Source organism: Nonomuraea cypriaca (assembly GCF_015645445.1).
GTDB classification, from domain to species: domain Bacteria; phylum Actinomycetota; class Actinomycetes; order Streptosporangiales; family Streptosporangiaceae; genus Nonomuraea; species Nonomuraea cypriaca.
Genome location: NZ_JADOGI010000494.1, coordinates 1 through 1,807 on the forward strand (window position 1 = coordinate 1; position 1,807 = coordinate 1,807).

Consider the following 1,807-nt stretch of genomic DNA (forward strand, 5'->3'; position numbering starts at 1 on the left):
CCTCGTGAATTCTCGTGCTTCGGGGAACTCGTAACGTAGTGTCACATCATGCGAGAGGTGCCGTCCTGACCTGGCATGATCTGGATTTGCGAGATCAAGTCCATGCAGGAGAACGGCACCTCGGAAGTGAAGCGTACGGCACCCGCCGGGTTGCGGCGGAAGATCAAGCGTGTTAGGGCCAAGAGACGGCGGCGCAAACTGGACAAACGCGCCCGCCAGTGGGCCGGCGCGCTGGAGATGACCGGTGGCGGTTCCGGCCTGATCGGCGCGGCGGGAGTGCCGCTGCTGCGGCTGCTGGCCGAGTTGTCCGGGCTGCGCGGCCGGTTATCGGGGGCGCTGGCCCGCAGGGACTTCGCGCCCGGCCATGACCGGGGTCAGGTGCTCATCGATGTCGCGGTCGGGCTGGCGATGGGGGTGACCTCGGTAGCGGGCGCCGTGCGCGAGGTGGCTCAAGCCGAGCCGGTGACCGGTGCGATCGCGGCGCCGGTGACCGCCTGGCGGGCCTTGACCGAGCTCGATGCGGCCGCGCTGGACAAGATCGCCTCAGCGCGTGCGGCGCATCGGCGGCAGATCTGGGACCACCTGGCCAAACGGCCCGAGGGGTTCCCCTGGGTGCAGGTGGCCGGACAGATCTGGCAGGGATGGATCGTGCTCGACGTGGACGCCACCTTGGTGGAGTGCCACAGCGACAAGCAGGGCGCGGCCCCCACCTACAAGCGGCACATCTTCGGCCTGCACCCGCTGTGGGTGCGGTGCGCCAACACCGGCGAGCATCTGGCCGCCGAACTTCGTCGCGGTAACGCCGGCTCCAACACGGTCGCAGACCACCTCACGGTGCTGAAGGCGGCGATCGGGCAGCTCCCGGCCCGCTACCGGCGGAAGGTCATCTTCCGGGTGGACGGTGCCGGAGCCACCAAGGAGCTGCTGACGTGGATCAAAGATGAGGCCGCCGCCCGCGGCCATGACTGGCGCTACGTCGTGGGCTTCGCCGTCACCGAGCCGGTCCGCCAGGCCATCGTCAAGGTGCCGGCCAAGGCCTGGACCGCCGCTCTCACTCCCGGGGACACGATCCGGGCCGGTGCGCGGGTCACCGACATCACCGGCCTGCTGACCCTGGCCGAGGACTGGCCGCAGGGCATGCGGGTGCTGGCCCGCACCGAACCACTGCACCCACGCCACCACAAGAACGCCAGCGACCTCGAAAAACGGCGCGGGCAGCGGTTCTGCGCCACCGCCACTGATCTGCCCGGGCATCACTACCCCCGCCTGGAGGTCTTCGCCCGCCAGCACGCCGTGGTGGAAGACGGCATCAAAGACGCCAAGAACCTCGGCCTGCGCGCGTTTCCCTTCCATGCCTTCGCCGCCAACCAGGCCTGGTGCCTGGTCGTGACGCTCGCCGCCGACCTGCTGGCCTGGCTTCGCCTCCTCGCGCTGGACCACCACGCTCAGCTCCGCACCGCCACCCCGGCCACCCTGCGGCAACGCCTGCTGAAAGTCCCCGCCCGGCTCGTGCGACGCGCCCGCAAACGGCTCATCCGGCTTCCCGAGGACCACCCCGGCGCCGCCGACCTGATCCTGGCCTGGAGCAAGATCCGCACCCTCGCAACGGCTACTTCGCCGCCCTGACCAGCACCTTCACCGTTCCAACGAGAGGAAAGGCCCCGACCCACAGGCCCGGCAGGGGACACCAGGGCCCATACCGGCGCGCCCCGCCGGGCTTCCGGCATGCTCGTCAACCCTGACGGCGCCCTAAACCATGATCAACCAGAGGCGGAACAGACCCACTCAAGATCGTGAAAGATTGAGG

General features: G+C 69.4%; 1 protein-coding gene. It reads left to right on the plus strand.

Annotated features, from left to right (window positions below):
• The first annotated feature begins 75 nt into the window (after positions 1-75).
• A complete protein-coding gene (locus ITP53_RS55155; protein WP_195903448.1) occupies positions 76-1,626 on the plus strand; it encodes an IS1380 family transposase in 1,551 nt (516 codons plus the stop codon).
• Positions 1,627-1,807: the final 181 nt, after the last annotated feature.